Raw genomic sequence first — 15,501 nt, forward strand, 5'->3', positions numbered from 1 at the left:
GCTTATTGAGCATTTCTGGCTTTAACATCACCTGTAAACCAAGTAAGCGAATTTCTCGCCCATTTTGCCGCAACAAAATATTCTCCAAAAGGGTTCGAAAATCATTGAGCTCTAACTGTGGATGAAGATGCTCAATCGTCGTAAGTTGAAAATCGGCAAACTTGACTTTGATCCCTTGTTTGACAATCGAACCATCAACACTCGCTCTGTCTAACCTCGCTTTTATCTCTGGATAGAGATGATGTTCAATCACCTGCCAGCACTCTTCATAACTTGAGATATTTTGACTAAATGTTCTTTCGACACCTAATGATTTGCGCTCCCTCTCTGTCACGACTTCGCGATTATCAATTCCATGACTTTTCTTCCATAGTGAAGCGCCTAATCTGCCAAAGTTACGAAGTAGCTCTCGATAGTCCGTTAGCTTGATATCTTCACACTTATAAAAACCCGCTTGGTGCAACTTTTCCAGACTAACCTTACCGACACCGGGTATTTTCTCTAGCGGCAATGAATCGACCACCTGCTGTACTTTATCGGGTGGTATTACAAATTGGCCGTTAGGCTTATTCATATCAGAGGCCACTTTAGCCAAAAATTTTACAGGTGCTACACCTGCAGAGGCGGTCAGTTGGAGTTCGTTGTGAATATCATGGCGAATAGCTTGAGCTATCAATGTTGCGCTTCCTTGACATAGCGGTGAATCACTCACATCAAGAAATGCTTCATCTAATGATAACGGCTCAATAATGGAAGTATAACGTTCGAATATCTGTCGGATTTGAATGGAAATAGCTTTGTATACCGACATTCGCCCCGGAACGACCAGCAGATTGGGGCATAATTTTAAGGCTTGAGCGGTCGGCATTGCGGAACGAACGCCAAATTTCCTCGCTTCATAATTGCAAGTACTTAACACACCACGCTGCTTTTCATGACCACCAACGGCTAGAGGGCGATGCCTATATTCGGGGTTATCACGCATTTCTACCGCAGCGTAGAAACAATCCATATCAATATGGATAATTTTTTTGATTTTATTTTCCAATTCAAAACCATCAAAGAACTGTATACATGAACAGTATATTCTTGGTTTCTATGGATTGAAATGAATTGCTTTTAAAAATTAAAGAGCCTGCACAAAACAGGCTCTTTAATCGTAGCTCAGGCGATACGATCTTTTTCCCAATGCGCTAACTTTTCAGCTCTTGCTGCGGCCTTAGCTTCGCGTTTTTTACGTGCATCACAAGGCTCTGGGCAATTGCACACTTTTTCAATGCCAACAGCACCTAATCCACCACAGCTGCCTTTGACTACTTTCTTTTGAAAGACATAGCCAACCGCCATCGCGGCAATGACACACAGAAATACACTGAATGTAATGAAAAAAGTATTCATAACTTAACTCACTTTTTATTTAGAAATGGCTTAAATGCGCTGGAGGCAATCTCTTCAAAACCTTGTTCTGTTTTCACAATCATGAACACAGGAATATTGTATTGCTCTGCAACCTCAATACCTTTCGTCTCTCCTAGTACCATTAATCCAGTCGCTAGGCCATCTGCCGTCATTGAAGATGCATCCAAAACGGTAACTGATACCACTTTATTATGGATGGGTTTTCCAGTGATTGGATTGATAATGTGAGAATAACGCACACCATCTTGCTCAAAATAATTGCGGTAATCACCTGAAGTGGCAATTGCCAGATCTCCAGGTTCAATGATCTCTTGAGCGGTACGTTCATCAACTGTCGGTTTTTCTATGGCGATTCGCCAAGCTACGCCTTCTCGATTTACGCCTTTTAAGCGCATCTCACCACCGACTTCAACCATGTAATTGGCAATGCCTTGTGATTGAATGTAGTCAGCGACCACGTCGACTCCCCATCCTTTCGCAATAGTTGAAAGGTCCACATAGAGATTAGGAAGATCTTTACTTAACGTAGTGTCGGTTGCGCTAAGATGCTCAATACCTATATTGTTTTTACGCTCAGCCAATTCAGCATCGCTTGGCACCACATCAGGACGAGCTTCAGGGCCAAAACCCCATAGGTTAACCAAAGGACCAACAGTGACATCCAATGCACCTAAAGTAAGACCGTTAAGACGCAGCGCTTCTTTCACCACGGTTGCGGTTTGAGAAGAGACTGTAAAAGGTTCCGTTCCTTGATATTGATTAAAACGGCTGAGCTCGGAATCTTTACGATAGGTCGACATTTGATCGTTCACTTCTTCCAATAACCGATCAACTTCCTTTTGGAGAGCCTCAGAGCTAGGGATACCTTCAGCTTTCAGGTACTTAATATTGTAAGTCGTGCCCATAGTAGGGCCACTGAGATGAACTTGCTCAACCGATTTTTCACAACCCGCTAAGATGAATAGAGAAGCTAACGCAACAAGCCATTTTTTCACTTGTTTACTCCTAAAAATGAAAGTGAATATAGAAAATAAGTGGTTATAGAAAAGAAATTCCTACACCTATTTTCTATGTTAACTGAGTTGGAATTCAAAGCCACAAGGCAAAACTAAAACTTGGAAAAAACAATGGCTGACTCATCAGAGCCAGCCATGGATTTTACTTACTTCAGTGAATTAACCACCGAAGTCATCAAGAAGGATGTTCTCATCTTCTACACCAAGGTTTTTCAGCATGCCAATCACAGCCGCATTCATCATCGGTGGACCACACATGTAGTATTCACAATCTTCAGGCGCTTCATGGTCTTTCAGATAGTTTTCATACAATACATTGTGGATGAAACCTGTGTATCCATCCCAGTTATCTTCAGGCATTGGATCAGAAAGAGCACAGTGCCATACGAAATTCGAGTTTTCAGCTGCAAGGCCGTCAAAATCTTCAACGTAGAACATCTCACGCTTAGAGCGCGCACCATACCAATAAGACATCTTACGGGTAGATTTTAAACGCTTAAGCTGATCGAAGATGTGTGAGCGCATTGGAGCCATGCCCGCACCACCACCGATAAAGACCATTTCTGCATCCGTATCTTTGGCAAAGAACTCACCAAATGGACCAGAAATAGTACATTTATCACCTTCTTTCAGTGACCAAATGTAAGAAGACATCTGACCCGGTGGCACATTGGGATTATTAGGCGGCGGCGTAGCAATACGCACGTTTAGCATAATAATACCGAACTCTTCAGGGTAATTCGCCATTGAGTAAGCACGAATAATGTCTTCATCAACTTTTGACTCGTAGCGGAACAGGTTAAATTTGTCCCAATCGCCACGATACTCTTCTGGCACGTCAAAATCTGAATATTTGATGTGGTGTGCTGGCGCTTCGATCTGAATGTAACCACCAGCACGGAAAGGTACTGACTCGCCATCAGGGATCTGAAGTTTAAGCTCTTTAATGAAGGTGGCTTTGTTGTCGTTAGAGATAACGGTACATTCCCACTTTTTAACACCAAAAATTTCTTCAGGAAGTTCAATATCCATGTCTGTTTTCACAGCCACTTGACACGCTAAACGTTCACCCTCACGAGCTTCACCTTTAGTAATGTGATCAAGTTCAGTAGGAAGAATATCACCACCGCCAGATTTCACTTTTACACGGCATTGACCACAAGAGCCGCCGCCACCACATGCCGATGATACAAAGACACCAGAACCTGCAAGTACGCTCAGTAGCTTGCCACCTGGATTAGTCACAATAGACTTATCTGCATCACCGTTAATTGAAATTGTAATGTCGCCTGTTGGAACTAGCTTAGATTTAGCAAATAAAATTACCAAAACGAGTGCTAGAACAATCAGGGTAAACATCACTACACCAAGAATAATGTCCATTGACTATTCCTTAATTGTTGCGGTTTACCCGACTTACAGTTGAACACCAGAGAAAGACATAAAGCCTAACGCCATTAGACCCGCCGTGATGAAGGTAATCCCTAAACCACGTAAACCCGGAGGTACATCTGAATATTTCATTTTCTCACGGATACCGGCAAGAGCGACAATCGCTAACATCCAACCCACACCCGAACCGAAACCGTAAACGACGGATTCAGCAAAGTTATAATCACGCTGAACCATGAAAGATACACCACCAAAAATGGCGCAGTTCACTGTGATTAAAGGTAAGAAAATGCCCAGCGCGTTATACAAAGGTGGGAAAAAACGATCCAATATCATCTCTAAGATCTGTACCAATGCGGCAATAACACCGATAAAGGTAATGAAATTTAGAAATGTAAGATCAATATTTTCACCCAATGCACCTGGTTTAAGTAACAAGTTATAAACCAAGTTATTCACTGGTACTGAAATGGTCAGAACAACAGTAACCGCAATCCCTAAACCAAACGATGTCTTTACTTTCTTAGATACAGCAAGAAATGTACACATACCCAAGAAGAAAGAGAGTGCCATGTTTTCGATAAAAATCGATCGAACAAGCAAACTGATATAATGTTCCATAACGCCCTTACTCCTTCGCTTCTAGTTGTTCAGGTTTGAACGTGCGAATCGCCCAAATCATGAAGCCAATTAGGAAGAATGCCGAAGGTGCTAGCAGCATCAAACCGTTAGGTTGATACCAGCCACCATCTTTCACAAGAGGTAGAACTTCCATTCCAAATAGCTTGCCTGAACCAAGAAGTTCGCGGAAGAAACCAACAGTGATCAATACAAAACCATAACCCAAACCATTACCGATACCATCGATAAAGGAAGGAATCGGTGCCGACTTCATTGCAAATGCTTCAGCACGGCCCATTACGATACAGTTAGTAATGATCAACCCTACGAACACCGATAGCTGTTTCGAGATATCGTATAAGTAAGCACGTAGGATCTGGTCAACAACAATAACCAATGAAGCAATGATCGCCATCTGAACGATGATACGCACACTGTTAGGTATGTGGTGACGAATTAACGAAACGAATAAGTTAGAGAAAGCCGTTACAAACATAACGGCTAGCGTCATAACAAACGCCGTTTCCAACTTAGTGGTTACCGCAAGGGCAGAACAGACACCAAGCACTTGAAGTGCGATTGGGTTGTTATCCAACACTGGCGCTAGAATGCTCTTTTTAATCTCTTTTGCGCTAGACATTAGTTCAAACCTCCGTCACGAACTTTTGCTAGGAATGGACCAAAGCCCATATCACCTAACCAGAAGTCGAAAGTGTGTTGAACACCGTTACTGGTCAGTGTGGCGCCAGAAAGTCCATCAACGCCATGCTCAGATCCGGCAGGAGCGCCACCTTTGACAACTTTAATTGCAGGTTGGTGGTTGTCATCAAACAATTTCTTGCCAACAAATTGAGCACGCCATGATGGGTTTTCAACTTCACCACCCAATCCCGGTGTTTCACCTTGTTCGTAATAAGTAATGCCGGAAACGGTATTACCATCGGTTTCTACAGCCACAAATGCGTACATCATTGACCACAAACCATTACCGTGTACAGGCAGAATCACCTTGCTGGTTTTATCGCCGTCGTTCACCAGATAAACCACACCAACATTCGCACGACGTTGGATCTTCGCTTTATCTTGTTCAGCGCTCAGCTTGATCGATTCAGAGGCTTCTTTCGCTGCTTTGCGTTGATCGTAGTTAGCTGCATCGCCTTCAACAAAGTCACCCGTGTTGAAGTCAACCAGACGTGGTTCAATACTTTTATTGAACAACTCAACGATTTGTTTACTGCCTTTCGCTTCAATGCCAGCGACTTGCAGAATTTTGCTCTGCTTGTCCAGCGCCGCATTTTCTCTTTGCTTGTCACGCAGGCCAACCGCTGCTGTCGATACGATGATTGAGCACACTAAGCTCAATGCGATAACAACAAACAGCGTTTTTTTAATGCTATCGTTATTACTTGCCATAGCGTGCTAGTCTCCGCTTGATGTTCTTCTCAATCACAATATGGTCAAACAAAGGTGCAAATAGGTTCGCAAATAAGATCGCCAGCATCATACCTTCTGGGTAAGCTGGGTTAACCACACGAATCATCACACACATTGCACCAATCAAAATACCGTATGCCCATTTACCTTTGTTAGTAAATGAAGCCGATACTGGGTCGGTTGCCATGAAGAACATACCAAACGCAAAGCCACCAAGTACCAGGTGCCAATGCCAAGGCATATTAAACATTGCATTTGTGTCTGAACCAATAACATTGAACAGCGTTGATATGGCAATCATACCTACCATAACACCCGCAATAATGCGCCATGAAGCAATGCCCATGTAGACAATAAATGCCGCGCCAATCGCCAGTGCTAACGTCGATACTTCACCGATAGAGCCAGGAATGTTACCAACAAATGCATCCATCCAAGTAATGGCTTCGCCAGTGACCTTATTGATCAGAGCACCGTTACCACCTTGAGCCCATTGGCTTAGCGCCGTTGCACCTGAAAAACCATCTGCAGCTGTCCAAACAACGTCACCAGAGATCTGTGCTGGGTAGGCGAAGAATAGAAAAGCACGACCGGCTAATGCTGGGTTTAGGAAGTTACGCCCGGTACCACCAAAGATTTCTTTGGCAACAACCACGCCAAAGGTAATCCCTAGAGCGGCCTGCCATAAAGGCAGTGTGGGTGGAACAATCAGAGCAAACAAAATTGAAGTTACAAAGAAACCTTCGTTAACTTCATGCTTACGCACCATACAAAACAGCACTTCCCAAAAACCACCGACCAAGAATACCGTGGCGTAGATAGGTAGGAAGTAAGTCGCACCGAGCAGCATCATACTTGCCCAACCGGCTTGCGTACTTAATGTACCGCCAAGCATTTCAGTTAGCCAATAGTGCCAGTTACCACTGATGACTGTCGCCAATTCAGCGCCAGAATACAGATGGTTAAGTGCAGTAATCGATTGGTGACCAACGTTATACATACCCCAGAACATCGCTGGGAATACCGCTAGCCAAACCATGATCATGATGCGTTTGAGGTCAACGCTATCACGAACGTGTGAGCTTCGTTTTGTAACTAAACCAGGCGTATAAAAAAGCGTTGCGGCTGCTTCATACAAGGCAAACCATTTTTCATGTTTGCCGCCAGGTTCAAAATGATGCTCGATGTCTTCAAGAAACTTTTTAAGGCCCATGAAAATTACCCTTCCTTCTCAATCTTGTCTAGGCACTCACGAAGTAGCTGACCATATTCGTATTTACCAGGACATACAAAGGTACACAATGCGAGATCTTCTTCGTCCAGTTCAAGGGCACCGAGACGTTGAGCGCTATCGATGTCACCTGCACATAGGTCACGAAGTAGGAGCGTTGGTTCCATATCTAGTGGCAACACTTTTTCATAGTTACCAATAGGTACCATCGCACGATCACTACCATTGGTTGTGGTTGTCATGTTGAACAACTGACCTGTGAATAGATGACCAAGGAAAGAGCGAGTGACTGAAAATTTGTTCTTGCCAGGCATTGCCCAACCAAGAAAATCTTTGTCACGACCTTCACGCAGAACCGATACTTGGAGGTGGTAACGACCAAGATAAGCTACAGGCCCCGCCGCTTTCACACCAGAAAGTACAGAACCAGAGATGACACGAACTTCGCCCGGCATCAATTCGTTATCCGTTAACTCTTCGAGGCTAGCACCAATCTGAGTACGGACAAGACGAGGTTTGTTGACTACGGGTCCTGCAAGCGACACCACTCGTTGTGTGTATAGCTCACCGGTTAAGAACAATTGACCAAACGCAATCACGTCTTGGTAATTGATGCTCCACGCCACATTGACTGCATTTACTGGATAGAGGAAATGCATGTGAGTCCCTACAAGACCTGCAGGGTGTGGGCCATCAAACACATGTTCTTCAACGTTTGGCTGTGAAGAGCGTGGTAAGCTAGTACCAGATTTACAGACGTAAACCTTGCCCTCAGTCAGAGTTGAAAGGATATCGAGACCAGCGACGAATGCTTCAGATTGCTCATTAATGATCGTCTCAGGTTTTGCCGCTAATGGATTGGTATCCATTGCTGTCACAAAAATAGCCTGAGTTGAAGACTCAATTGCTGGAACCTTGCTAAACGGACGAGTACGCAACGCAGTCCAAAGACCAGACTCAACTAACTGAGTTTTAACCGTTTGACGGTCAATACTTGCTAGTTGGCTAGCTTCAAAGCTATCGAACGTGATTTGCTCATCACCTGCCACTTCAATCACTACGGATTGTAGGACACGTTTGGCGCCACGATTGACTTCGATAACCTTACCGCTTGCTGGTGAAGTAAATTTAACACCCGGATTCTTTTTATCTTCAAAAAGAATTTGAGCTTTCTTTACTTCATCGCCTACGCGAACATGCATGGTAGGACGCATGCCAACGTACTCTTCGCCAAGCAAGGCGACTTTAGTGATGGTCTTACCATCATTAATCACCTGGGAAGGAGTTCCTGCAATAGGAAGGTCCAAACCCCTTTTTATTGTAATCATACGCACTTGCACTATTTTATCGGGAAAAAGATTCTTTTAATTGCGTAAGTTCAAGGCTTGTTTATCTTTCATGGTCGTTCTTGATAAGAGGCCAAATGAAAGTTAAACCAGCCTTAGACACGACATTTCTGTGTCCGATTTTGGCTTGTTTTAAACGCCAGAACCGCAACATCCTTTTAATAACCTCATCACAAGTATGGTATGAGATCCATTAGGTGCAATAGTCTAGCATTTTTTCGGAACCTGATGCCATGACCAATCCTCTGATAAGTCGTTTTATTTGGAAGGATTTGAATCATAAAGGCTAGCGAATAGTCATAACTTTGAAGCATCGCACAAATAACCTATTCCTTACCCCTTATGAGTATTTATTTTTATTCACTACCTAAAACAATTTCTCTCAACTTGTTCATCTCGTCAATTTGTTTAAATACTGTTAACATTCCGCTCAAAAACAGAACAAGAGAACGGCATATTCAGACGGTTCTGAACGAGTTATTTTCCACCGCCCATACACATAGGACTATCAGGTACGCCACTAATTTGCGCCTGCCACTCTTGTGGTGTGTAGGTATGAATCGAGAGTGCATGAATGTGGTTCGCTAACTCTTCTGCCAACACTTGGTTAACCTGTCGGTGACGGCCGATCAAACGCATTCCTTCAAAACTGTCACTCACCACAATGACTTTAAAATGGCTTTCCGATCCTGAAGGCACATTGTGCATGTAGCTTTCATTTTCGACTTTCAAATAATCAGGGTGAAATGCTTGATGCAATTTTTGTTCGATTATGGGTTGGATCATACCGTTGCCTTTCTTCCTCAAATAAGAGCATGAGAACATATACGAGTGTAAAGAGATTTAAGTTTAACTAGCCTTATAGAATAGCGAAAGGTTTTGGTTCCTTGTTTCTACGCCATTTGAGACAATGCATCCGTAATTATCACTACGACCTATAAAAAATTATGAAAACAGAGTTGGCACTGCATGATCAAACGTTGAGCTTGCACCGTTTCCCACATCGTTCAAACGAAACATTACAAGCTTGGGATGCGGGCGATGAATATGTGATTAATCATATTGAAGCGTTGAATTTAGCAATAGGCAAACGCATCCTTATTTTAAACGATCACTTTGGCGCTCTATCGTGTTGGTTTGCAGATAAGCATCACGTCACCATGATGAGCGACTCTTTTATTTCGCAACAAGGTACGTTAAACAATCTTCAGCGCAATCAGTGCCGCAACGTGCAATTGCTCTCAACAATGGATGCCATCCCTGAATCGGTCGATCTGGTGCTTTTTCAATTGCCCAAGAGCAATCGCCACTTGGTTTGGCAATTAAGCCAACTCCGTCAGTCCCTTGCCCAAGATTGCCCTGTGATAGCGGTCAACAAAGCGAAAGAGATCCACACATCAACCTTAAACTTATTTGAAAAGTATTTAGGTTCAACAAGCACTTCTCTTGCATGGAAAAAACACCGCCTCGTTTTTTCAGCACCGAACGTATCACCGATTGAAACGGTGGAACCCATAACTGAATGGGCCGTAGAAAGCGAATCCATCCGTCTAAAAAATCTGCCGAATGTCTACTCTGGTGAGGGATTGGATCTCGGCGCACGCTTTTTTCTACAGCATCTTCCACAAGATCCTAAGTTACAGCACATCATCGACCTTGGATGCGGCAACGGGGTGTTATCAATCAAGATGGGCCAACTCAATCCTCAAGTACGCATGACCTGCGTTGATGAAAGCTTGATGGCCGTCGAGTCTGCAAAGCTAAATTTGCTGGAGAATTTAGGAGAAGATCGCAATATTCAATGCATTGCGAATAACTGCTTAGATGGTTTTCAACAAGAGAGTAGCTGTTTAGTATTGTGTAACCCACCATTCCATCAACAACAAGCTATCACGGATCACATTGCTTGGCAGATGTTCTGTGATGCAAAGCATGTTCTTAAAAAAGGGGGACGATTATTAGTGATCGGCAATCGCCACCTCGGCTACGATGTAAAACTAGCAAGATTATTTGGCCAAGGGCAGGTAAAAACTGTCGCGACCAACCATAAATTTGTTATCTTACAAGCAACTAAATAGGCAAGGATAAGAAAGGAAATGACCATGAAAAAACTGGTTCTCGCAGCCTCAATCGCATTACTCACCGCTTGTGCCGCACCTCAGCAACAGCAAATCAACTTTATGCCTACTGCAACGACCAGCAAAAATACGGTCGTCAATAATAAAGCCTTTACTCTGGTTAGCAAAGATGTTCGATCGGCGCAATATGTGGCTTTAGTGGATAGTGGCCGCTCTAATATTGAGCCAATTCATGCCAAACAAAATGTTCGCATTGCGGTTGAGAATGCGTTGGCAGAACAATTTAGCTCTCAAGGCTATCGCTTAACAGTGAACAGCGAAAACAATGTCACCGTTGAAATTGCAGAAGCACTAGTGACGGTAAAACATAGCGTCATGTCGAATGAAATGGATGGCAGTGTCACACTTGAAATCACCGCGGAAACACCAAAAGGCAAATTGGTAAAAACGTTCAACGGAACGGCAAAACGTTCCGGTACACTCAGCGCTTCAAATGATGAGATTGAAATGGTACTCAACGATGTCATGAACTTGGTACTTAAAGAAATTGCCAATGACAGCGAACTTAATGGTTATTTACAGGAGCGCTTTTAATGTTACGCTCTCTCGTTACGACATTAGCGCTCGTCAGTTGCACTGCGTTTTCGGCGCCCAACGTCCTAATTGAGACGAACTTAGGGTCATTTACTGTTGAACTTAATACAGAGAAAGCGCCAACGACTGTCGCAAACTTCGTAAAATATGTTGAAGATGGCAGTTATGTTGGCAGCCAGTTCCACCGCGTTATCCCAGGGTTTATGGCACAAGGCGGCGGATTTGATGCGGATTTAAAACAACTCACCACTTACGCTCCCATCAAAAATGAAGCGAGCAATGGGTTGACTAATGACACCGCGACGATCGCAATGGCCCGTACCAATGATCCTAACTCGGCTACTCGCCAATTCTTTATTAACTTGGTCGATAATGATTTTCTCAACTACAACGCTCGCCCACCGGGTTATGCCGTCTTTGGTAAAGTCACGCAAGGGTTTGATGTTGTGCAAAAAATGGCTCAACAGCCGACCAGCACGAAAGGGCGAATGCAAGACGTCCCCATCGAACCAATCGTTATTACGAATGTCACACTAGAACAATAACCATACCAACGCCGATTTATCGGCGTTTGATTTTATTGGGTCGCCTTTCGACCTAAGCTGCTTTACTGACAAGGATTCGCTGTATGCCATCAACCTCCTCCTCTCTCACTTGGATGGAAACTATCCGTAGCTATCTTGATAAACGCCTATTGTGGGTATTTATGATGGGGTGTTCGAGCGGTTTTCCGTGGGTTTTGATTGGTTCAAATATGTCAGGATGGCTAAAAGATGCAGGCTTAACCACCGCTGCTATTGGTTATTTTGGCAGTGTCTTCGCAGTTTACGCGATTAATTTTCTATGGGCCCCATTGGTGGATCGCGTCAAATTACCCATTCTGACGCCATTATTAGGTCAACGCCGCAGTTGGGTATTTTTGTGCCAATCGATCATTTTGATCTGTACGTTGCTGATTGCGGGTGTCAATCCAGCCCAAAATTTGATGTTTACCTCAATACTTGCCTTGGGCATTGCGATCGCTTCTGCCACTCAAGATATCGCGATTGATGCTTTTCGTATCGATACTTTCCCCAAATCACAAGCCAATAAGCTACCACAAGCCTCCGCCATGGCCATCATGGGGTGGTGGACTGGATATTCTCTGCCGGGCTATCTCGCTTTTGTAAACGCCGATAGTATCGGTTGGAATGCAGTTTATTATGGCATGGCACTCTGTGTCGGGCTGTTAATGCTTTTCACGCTCTTGGTGGGCGAACCAAAAACACATCGCGAAGCGCTACAGCATCAAGCGGAGCTGCGACACAATCAGGTTGTTGGTTCGAAAGTCGTCGCGTGGTTCACCGTTACCGTAATCGAACCATTTCTCGATTTCTTCAAACGCAATGGCGCGCAAGTAGCACTAACCCTGCTGTTGTTTGTCTTTTTATTCAAGATTGGCGAAGCTTTTCTTGGTCGAATGTCGATTCCATTTTACAAAGAAATTGGCTTTAGCAACGAACAAATTGGCCACTACTCGAAGTTAATTGGTTGGGGAGCAACCCTATTCTTCACTTTGATTGGCAGTATGTTTAACGTGCGATTTGGTATTGTTCGCGGTTTGATGATTGGTGGCATCGCGATGTCTGCCAGTAATTTGATGTTTTCGTGGATCGCTCAAGTTGGCCCTAATGAGCATCTGTTCTTGGCGACCATAATTGTCGATAACTTTACCACTGCGTTTTCCACCGTGGCCTTTGTTTCGTTTCTTACTGTGTTAACAGGGCAGGCATTTTCAGCAACGCAATATGCGCTATTGGCCTCTCTAGGAAACTTTGGCCGCACCACGCTGGCTTCCTTTAGCGGGGAGTTGGTCGACTATCTCAATAATTGGTCACTATTCTTTATTATTACCGCACTGATGGTAGTACCAAGCCTTATCATGCTCTACTCACTGCGCCATTATTTTACTGATTTACTGCAAAAAGCTCGGCAGAGAGACATCGATGATATTGCCAAGCAAGGCATTGATAAGCGTTAGATGAAAAAAAGGTCGTACAATACGACCTTTTTTAATTTGATGTGCCTGCTATGGACTACGGATAGAGACCTTTACCAAATAAGTTAAACACTCTCGCAACACCTTGCGTAAACAGCATCGGCTCAGTTAGCACCGTTAAGCATAAACAATCTTCATCCACTTTGGTAAAAGGGCTGTGTTTAATACTCGCATCTCTTTGAATGAAATCACCCACTTTATAATGCCCATCTTCATCACTGAAGCCACCATGGAGCACCAAGGTCGACTCAACCCCTTTGTGTGTATGCTGAGGGATCTGCACGTTGTGATTGATGTACATCAGGTTCATGCGAGAGTCTTCAGCAATATCTAGGTGGGCACTAAAAACTTTACCACCATAGCTGCGCCACTCGCCTTTGAAGCGAATCAGTTGGCTCAGCGTACTAGGCAGCATCATAACGCGATCATTGACTTTAATTTCTATCGACTCAGGCTTACGCAAGGTCGATGGGTGTAGAGTATCCAGTGCTGTGATCGTTTCAAACATCTGGTTTAAATGATCATCATTAGAAACGGCCATTCTTTGTTGCGGCAACGATTGGCTCAGCAATGCTTCGGCGGCCCGAGTTTCTAAGTATTGAACCTGTTGACGACACTGAGTACAGAGTTCAAGGTGAGTGGCAATCATAATGCCATGCGCCGCATCAATTGAACCATTGGCATACTGCTGCAGTACTTCGTTGCTTGGATGGTGGCTCATAATTGCTCCGCTTGAATAGAATGTCTAAGTTTTTCAACGGCTAGTCGTAAACGCGATTTGACAGTACCGAGAGGAATATTGAACATCTCCGCAACCTGCTGCTGGGGCAGTTCTTCAAGATACACCGCCTTCACGATGGCTTGCTGAGCTTCAGGCAACAACGCCACAAACTTTAATATTTCCTCTTTTAACATGTCATGTTCAGGACAATAATGTTCAACCAAATCAGGTGGGCAGTAGTCAGTTGGCCAAATATCATCGGCATAAACATGTAAATCTCGTCCGCGCTGCTTACGCAGGAGATCAAAACACAAATTGCGTGCAATCGTGTAAACCCACGTCGAAAGCGAACTTTTTCGGTTATCGAATAGGTGAGATTTCTGCCACACCGTGGTCATGGTTTCTTGCACCATTTCTAACGCCACTTGCTCACTGCCTACATGCTTAAACGCAAACTGTTGTAAGCGAGGAGAGAAATAACGAAACACTAAGGCAAACGCCTGCTTATCACGTTGCTTGACACGTTCCATGCATTCAGCCCAGTCTTGCTTGGTGTAGCTTGGGCTTAGCGACACACTATGCTGAGAATCACTGCTCATGCTGCGCTCTTCCTTTAGGAGTAACCGTTGTTATTGGCATACAGTAGCCATGAACCTTTATACGTGAGTAATGCATACATCGATCACTCGTCGTATTCTTTTTTATGCAGAGCCACTACTACAGAGCGACTTCTCGTTTAAGTTTACTGCACGCTTTCAAAGTTAGTGTGAGACTTCGATAACCTGCAACAAAAAATCAACCGCACTGTGCGCGTCATCCTGTCTCATTAAATCATCAAATTGTTGAATCGAGATAGGGAGCAGCTCTAGCCATCGCTGCGCCACCCAACTGGCATCATCAAAAAAACAGTGTGAATAGAGCTCGCCAAGCTGAGGGAATTGCTGATAAACCGCTTGTAGCTGGTGGCTTAAATACCATTCGTGAGGTTCTAAATCTCTTACTGGCCAACTGGGCAATGACGTGACCTGAGCAACTCGCAGGCCATCAAATTCGCTCACTACTGACTCTATTTTAAAGCGCTCCATTCCCATCACGGTTAATCCTAACATCCCATTGTCGAGCGCTTCAAAATCAACAATCTTAACCAACATCCCAAATTTAGATAACTGATTTGCTTTATTGCCTTTTTTATTATCAATCAAACAAATCCCAAATGTAGAGTCAGACTGGCTGGATTGAGTGACCATCCTCTTATACCTTGATTCAAAGATCCGTAGCTTCATTTTCCCTTCTGGTAAAACGATTGAAGCTAAAGGAAACAGCATCAATTTCTTCATCATTCATCACTCTTCATCATGCCCGTCAATAAATACGTTGAAGATTACAAAACGATCACTAACTAAAAATGTTGGTTTATCGATTTGCATAAAACAATACCAAAGCAAACGTTTAAGTGATTAAAATCACATTAAAGATGCAAACGAACGAAATATTAATTTAGTTCCGCGCAAATATTCATTATCGTGATAGTGATCACCAAATTTGTTCACTTTTGCATTCGCAATCACTTTTAATTGAGATTTTTATCGTTATTATTCGGGCCAATTGAAC

17 protein-coding genes are annotated in these 15,501 nt (G+C 43.7%); 4 read left to right on the forward strand and 13 right to left on the reverse strand.

Annotation, left to right across the window (positions count from 1 at the left end):
- The 10 genes from dinB to B9J87_RS05630 form a co-directional block, all read right to left on the reverse strand.
- On the reverse strand, window positions 1–1,048 hold a 1,048-nt coding region (gene dinB, locus B9J87_RS05585), incomplete at its 3' end, for a DNA polymerase IV (protein WP_141201542.1).
- 116 nt (window positions 1,049–1,164) lie between these two features.
- Complete coding sequence (gene nqrM / locus B9J87_RS05590; RefSeq protein ID WP_013856179.1) at window positions 1,165–1,398, reverse strand: (Na+)-NQR maturation NqrM; 234 nt, start codon at window positions 1,396–1,398, stop codon at window positions 1,165–1,167.
- 8 nt (window positions 1,399–1,406) lie between these two features.
- The gene (locus tag B9J87_RS05595) at window positions 1,407–2,414 is read right to left on the reverse strand and encodes an FAD:protein FMN transferase (protein WP_017047333.1); all 1,008 of its coding nucleotides are present in this window, start codon (window positions 2,412–2,414) and stop codon (window positions 1,407–1,409) included.
- 180 nt (window positions 2,415–2,594) lie between these two features.
- Window positions 2,595–3,818 carry an NADH:ubiquinone reductase (Na(+)-transporting) subunit F gene (nqrF, locus tag B9J87_RS05600; RefSeq protein ID WP_013856176.1) on the reverse strand — a complete coding sequence of 408 codons (1,224 nt, stop codon included), beginning with the start codon at window positions 3,816–3,818 and terminating at the stop codon, window positions 2,595–2,597.
- A gap of 33 nt (window positions 3,819–3,851) precedes the next feature.
- Window positions 3,852–4,448, reverse strand: coding sequence for an NADH:ubiquinone reductase (Na(+)-transporting) subunit E (gene nqrE / locus B9J87_RS05605; protein ID WP_013856175.1), 597 nt, complete (start codon window positions 4,446–4,448; stop codon window positions 3,852–3,854).
- Between the two features lie 7 nt (window positions 4,449–4,455).
- Window positions 4,456–5,088, reverse strand: a complete 633-nt coding sequence (locus B9J87_RS05610; RefSeq protein WP_013856174.1) for an NADH:ubiquinone reductase (Na(+)-transporting) subunit D — start codon at window positions 5,086–5,088, stop codon at window positions 4,456–4,458.
- Window positions 5,088–5,861 carry a Na(+)-translocating NADH-quinone reductase subunit C gene (locus tag B9J87_RS05615; RefSeq protein WP_094147720.1) on the reverse strand — a complete coding sequence of 258 codons (774 nt, stop codon included), beginning with the start codon at window positions 5,859–5,861 and terminating at the stop codon, window positions 5,088–5,090. The genes B9J87_RS05610 and B9J87_RS05615 overlap by 1 nt, the downstream gene beginning before the upstream one ends.
- Window positions 5,851–7,095 (reverse strand): NADH:ubiquinone reductase (Na(+)-transporting) subunit B, encoded by a 1,245-nt coding sequence (locus B9J87_RS05620; RefSeq protein ID WP_013856172.1) that lies wholly within the window; start codon window positions 7,093–7,095, stop codon window positions 5,851–5,853. The genes B9J87_RS05615 and B9J87_RS05620 overlap by 11 nt, the downstream gene beginning before the upstream one ends.
- A 5-nt stretch (window positions 7,096–7,100) precedes the next feature.
- Window positions 7,101–8,441: a Na(+)-translocating NADH-quinone reductase subunit A gene (locus B9J87_RS05625; protein WP_026027642.1), complete on the reverse strand. Its 1,341-nt coding sequence runs from the start codon at window positions 8,439–8,441 to the stop codon at window positions 7,101–7,103.
- A gap of 495 nt (window positions 8,442–8,936) precedes the next feature.
- Entirely contained in the window at window positions 8,937–9,245 is a 309-nt protein-coding gene (locus tag B9J87_RS05630; RefSeq protein WP_026027643.1) for a BolA family protein, read from the reverse strand.
- Between the two features lie 161 nt (window positions 9,246–9,406).
- Here B9J87_RS05630 and B9J87_RS05635 point away from each other — a divergent pair, with 161 nt between their 5' ends.
- From B9J87_RS05635 to B9J87_RS05650, 4 genes are all read left to right on the forward strand, one after another.
- Window positions 9,407–10,537 (forward strand): methyltransferase, encoded by a 1,131-nt coding sequence (locus B9J87_RS05635; protein WP_094149699.1) that lies wholly within the window; start codon window positions 9,407–9,409, stop codon window positions 10,535–10,537.
- 24 nt (window positions 10,538–10,561) lie between these two features.
- The gene (locus tag B9J87_RS05640; RefSeq protein ID WP_026027920.1) at window positions 10,562–11,131 is read left to right on the forward strand and encodes a YajG family lipoprotein; all 570 of its coding nucleotides are present in this window, start codon (window positions 10,562–10,564) and stop codon (window positions 11,129–11,131) included.
- The gene (locus tag B9J87_RS05645) at window positions 11,131–11,676 is read left to right on the forward strand and encodes a peptidylprolyl isomerase (RefSeq protein WP_013856167.1); all 546 of its coding nucleotides are present in this window, start codon (window positions 11,131–11,133) and stop codon (window positions 11,674–11,676) included. The genes B9J87_RS05640 and B9J87_RS05645 overlap by 1 nt, the downstream gene beginning before the upstream one ends.
- 83 nt (window positions 11,677–11,759) lie before the next feature.
- A complete protein-coding gene (locus tag B9J87_RS05650; protein WP_094149701.1) occupies window positions 11,760–13,151 on the forward strand; it encodes an AmpG family muropeptide MFS transporter in 1,392 nt (463 codons plus the stop codon).
- A 55-nt stretch (window positions 13,152–13,206) separates the two neighbouring features.
- Here B9J87_RS05650 and B9J87_RS05655 read toward each other — a convergent pair whose 3' ends face one another.
- The 3 genes from B9J87_RS05655 to B9J87_RS05665 all read right to left on the reverse strand — a co-directional run bounded on the left by B9J87_RS05655 (window position 13,207) and on the right by B9J87_RS05665 (window position 15,227).
- Window positions 13,207–13,890, reverse strand: coding sequence for a ChrR family anti-sigma-E factor (locus B9J87_RS05655; protein WP_094149703.1), 684 nt, complete (start codon window positions 13,888–13,890; stop codon window positions 13,207–13,209).
- Entirely contained in the window at window positions 13,887–14,489 is a 603-nt protein-coding gene (locus B9J87_RS05660) for an RNA polymerase sigma factor (protein ID WP_094149705.1), read from the reverse strand. Before B9J87_RS05660 ends, B9J87_RS05655 begins: the two co-directional genes overlap by 4 nt.
- A 162-nt stretch (window positions 14,490–14,651) precedes the next feature.
- Window positions 14,652–15,227 carry an LON peptidase substrate-binding domain-containing protein gene (locus tag B9J87_RS05665; RefSeq protein ID WP_026029151.1) on the reverse strand — a complete coding sequence of 192 codons (576 nt, stop codon included), beginning with the start codon at window positions 15,225–15,227 and terminating at the stop codon, window positions 14,652–14,654.
- Window positions 15,228–15,501: the final 274 nt, after the last annotated feature.

This window comes from Vibrio sp. V19_P1S1T109 (assembly GCF_002241375.1).
GTDB lineage: Bacteria > Pseudomonadota > Gammaproteobacteria > Enterobacterales > Vibrionaceae > Vibrio > Vibrio anguillarum.

What these genes read in the sequence shown, in the direction of transcription:
- B9J87_RS05625 (WP_026027642.1), bottom strand. Translation starts at nt 8,441, where the DNA reads ATGATTACAATAAAAAGGGGTTTGGACCTTCCTATTGCAGGAACTCCT.
- B9J87_RS05655 (WP_094149703.1), bottom strand. Translation starts at nt 13,890, where the DNA reads ATGAGCCACCATCCAAGCAACGAAGTACTGCAGCAGTATGCCAATGGT.
- nqrE (WP_013856175.1), bottom strand. Translation starts at nt 4,448, where the DNA reads ATGGAACATTATATCAGTTTGCTTGTTCGATCGATTTTTATCGAAAAC.
- B9J87_RS05630 (WP_026027643.1), bottom strand. Translation starts at nt 9,245, where the DNA reads ATGATCCAACCCATAATCGAACAAAAATTGCATCAAGCATTTCACCCT.
- B9J87_RS05640 (WP_026027920.1), top strand. Translation starts at nt 10,562, where the DNA reads ATGAAAAAACTGGTTCTCGCAGCCTCAATCGCATTACTCACCGCTTGT.
- nqrM (WP_013856179.1), bottom strand. Translation starts at nt 1,398, where the DNA reads ATGAATACTTTTTTCATTACATTCAGTGTATTTCTGTGTGTCATTGCC.
- B9J87_RS05645 (WP_013856167.1), top strand. Translation starts at nt 11,131, where the DNA reads ATGTTACGCTCTCTCGTTACGACATTAGCGCTCGTCAGTTGCACTGCG.
- nqrF (WP_013856176.1), bottom strand. Translation starts at nt 3,818, where the DNA reads ATGGACATTATTCTTGGTGTAGTGATGTTTACCCTGATTGTTCTAGCA.
- B9J87_RS05660 (WP_094149705.1), bottom strand. Translation starts at nt 14,489, where the DNA reads ATGAGCAGTGATTCTCAGCATAGTGTGTCGCTAAGCCCAAGCTACACC.
- B9J87_RS05635 (WP_094149699.1), top strand. Translation starts at nt 9,407, where the DNA reads ATGAAAACAGAGTTGGCACTGCATGATCAAACGTTGAGCTTGCACCGT.
- B9J87_RS05620 (WP_013856172.1), bottom strand. Translation starts at nt 7,095, where the DNA reads ATGGGCCTTAAAAAGTTTCTTGAAGACATCGAGCATCATTTTGAACCT.
- B9J87_RS05650 (WP_094149701.1), top strand. Translation starts at nt 11,760, where the DNA reads ATGCCATCAACCTCCTCCTCTCTCACTTGGATGGAAACTATCCGTAGC.
- B9J87_RS05610 (WP_013856174.1), bottom strand. Translation starts at nt 5,088, where the DNA reads ATGTCTAGCGCAAAAGAGATTAAAAAGAGCATTCTAGCGCCAGTGTTG.
- B9J87_RS05665 (WP_026029151.1), bottom strand. Translation starts at nt 15,227, where the DNA reads ATGAAGAAATTGATGCTGTTTCCTTTAGCTTCAATCGTTTTACCAGAA.
- B9J87_RS05615 (WP_094147720.1), bottom strand. Translation starts at nt 5,861, where the DNA reads ATGGCAAGTAATAACGATAGCATTAAAAAAACGCTGTTTGTTGTTATC.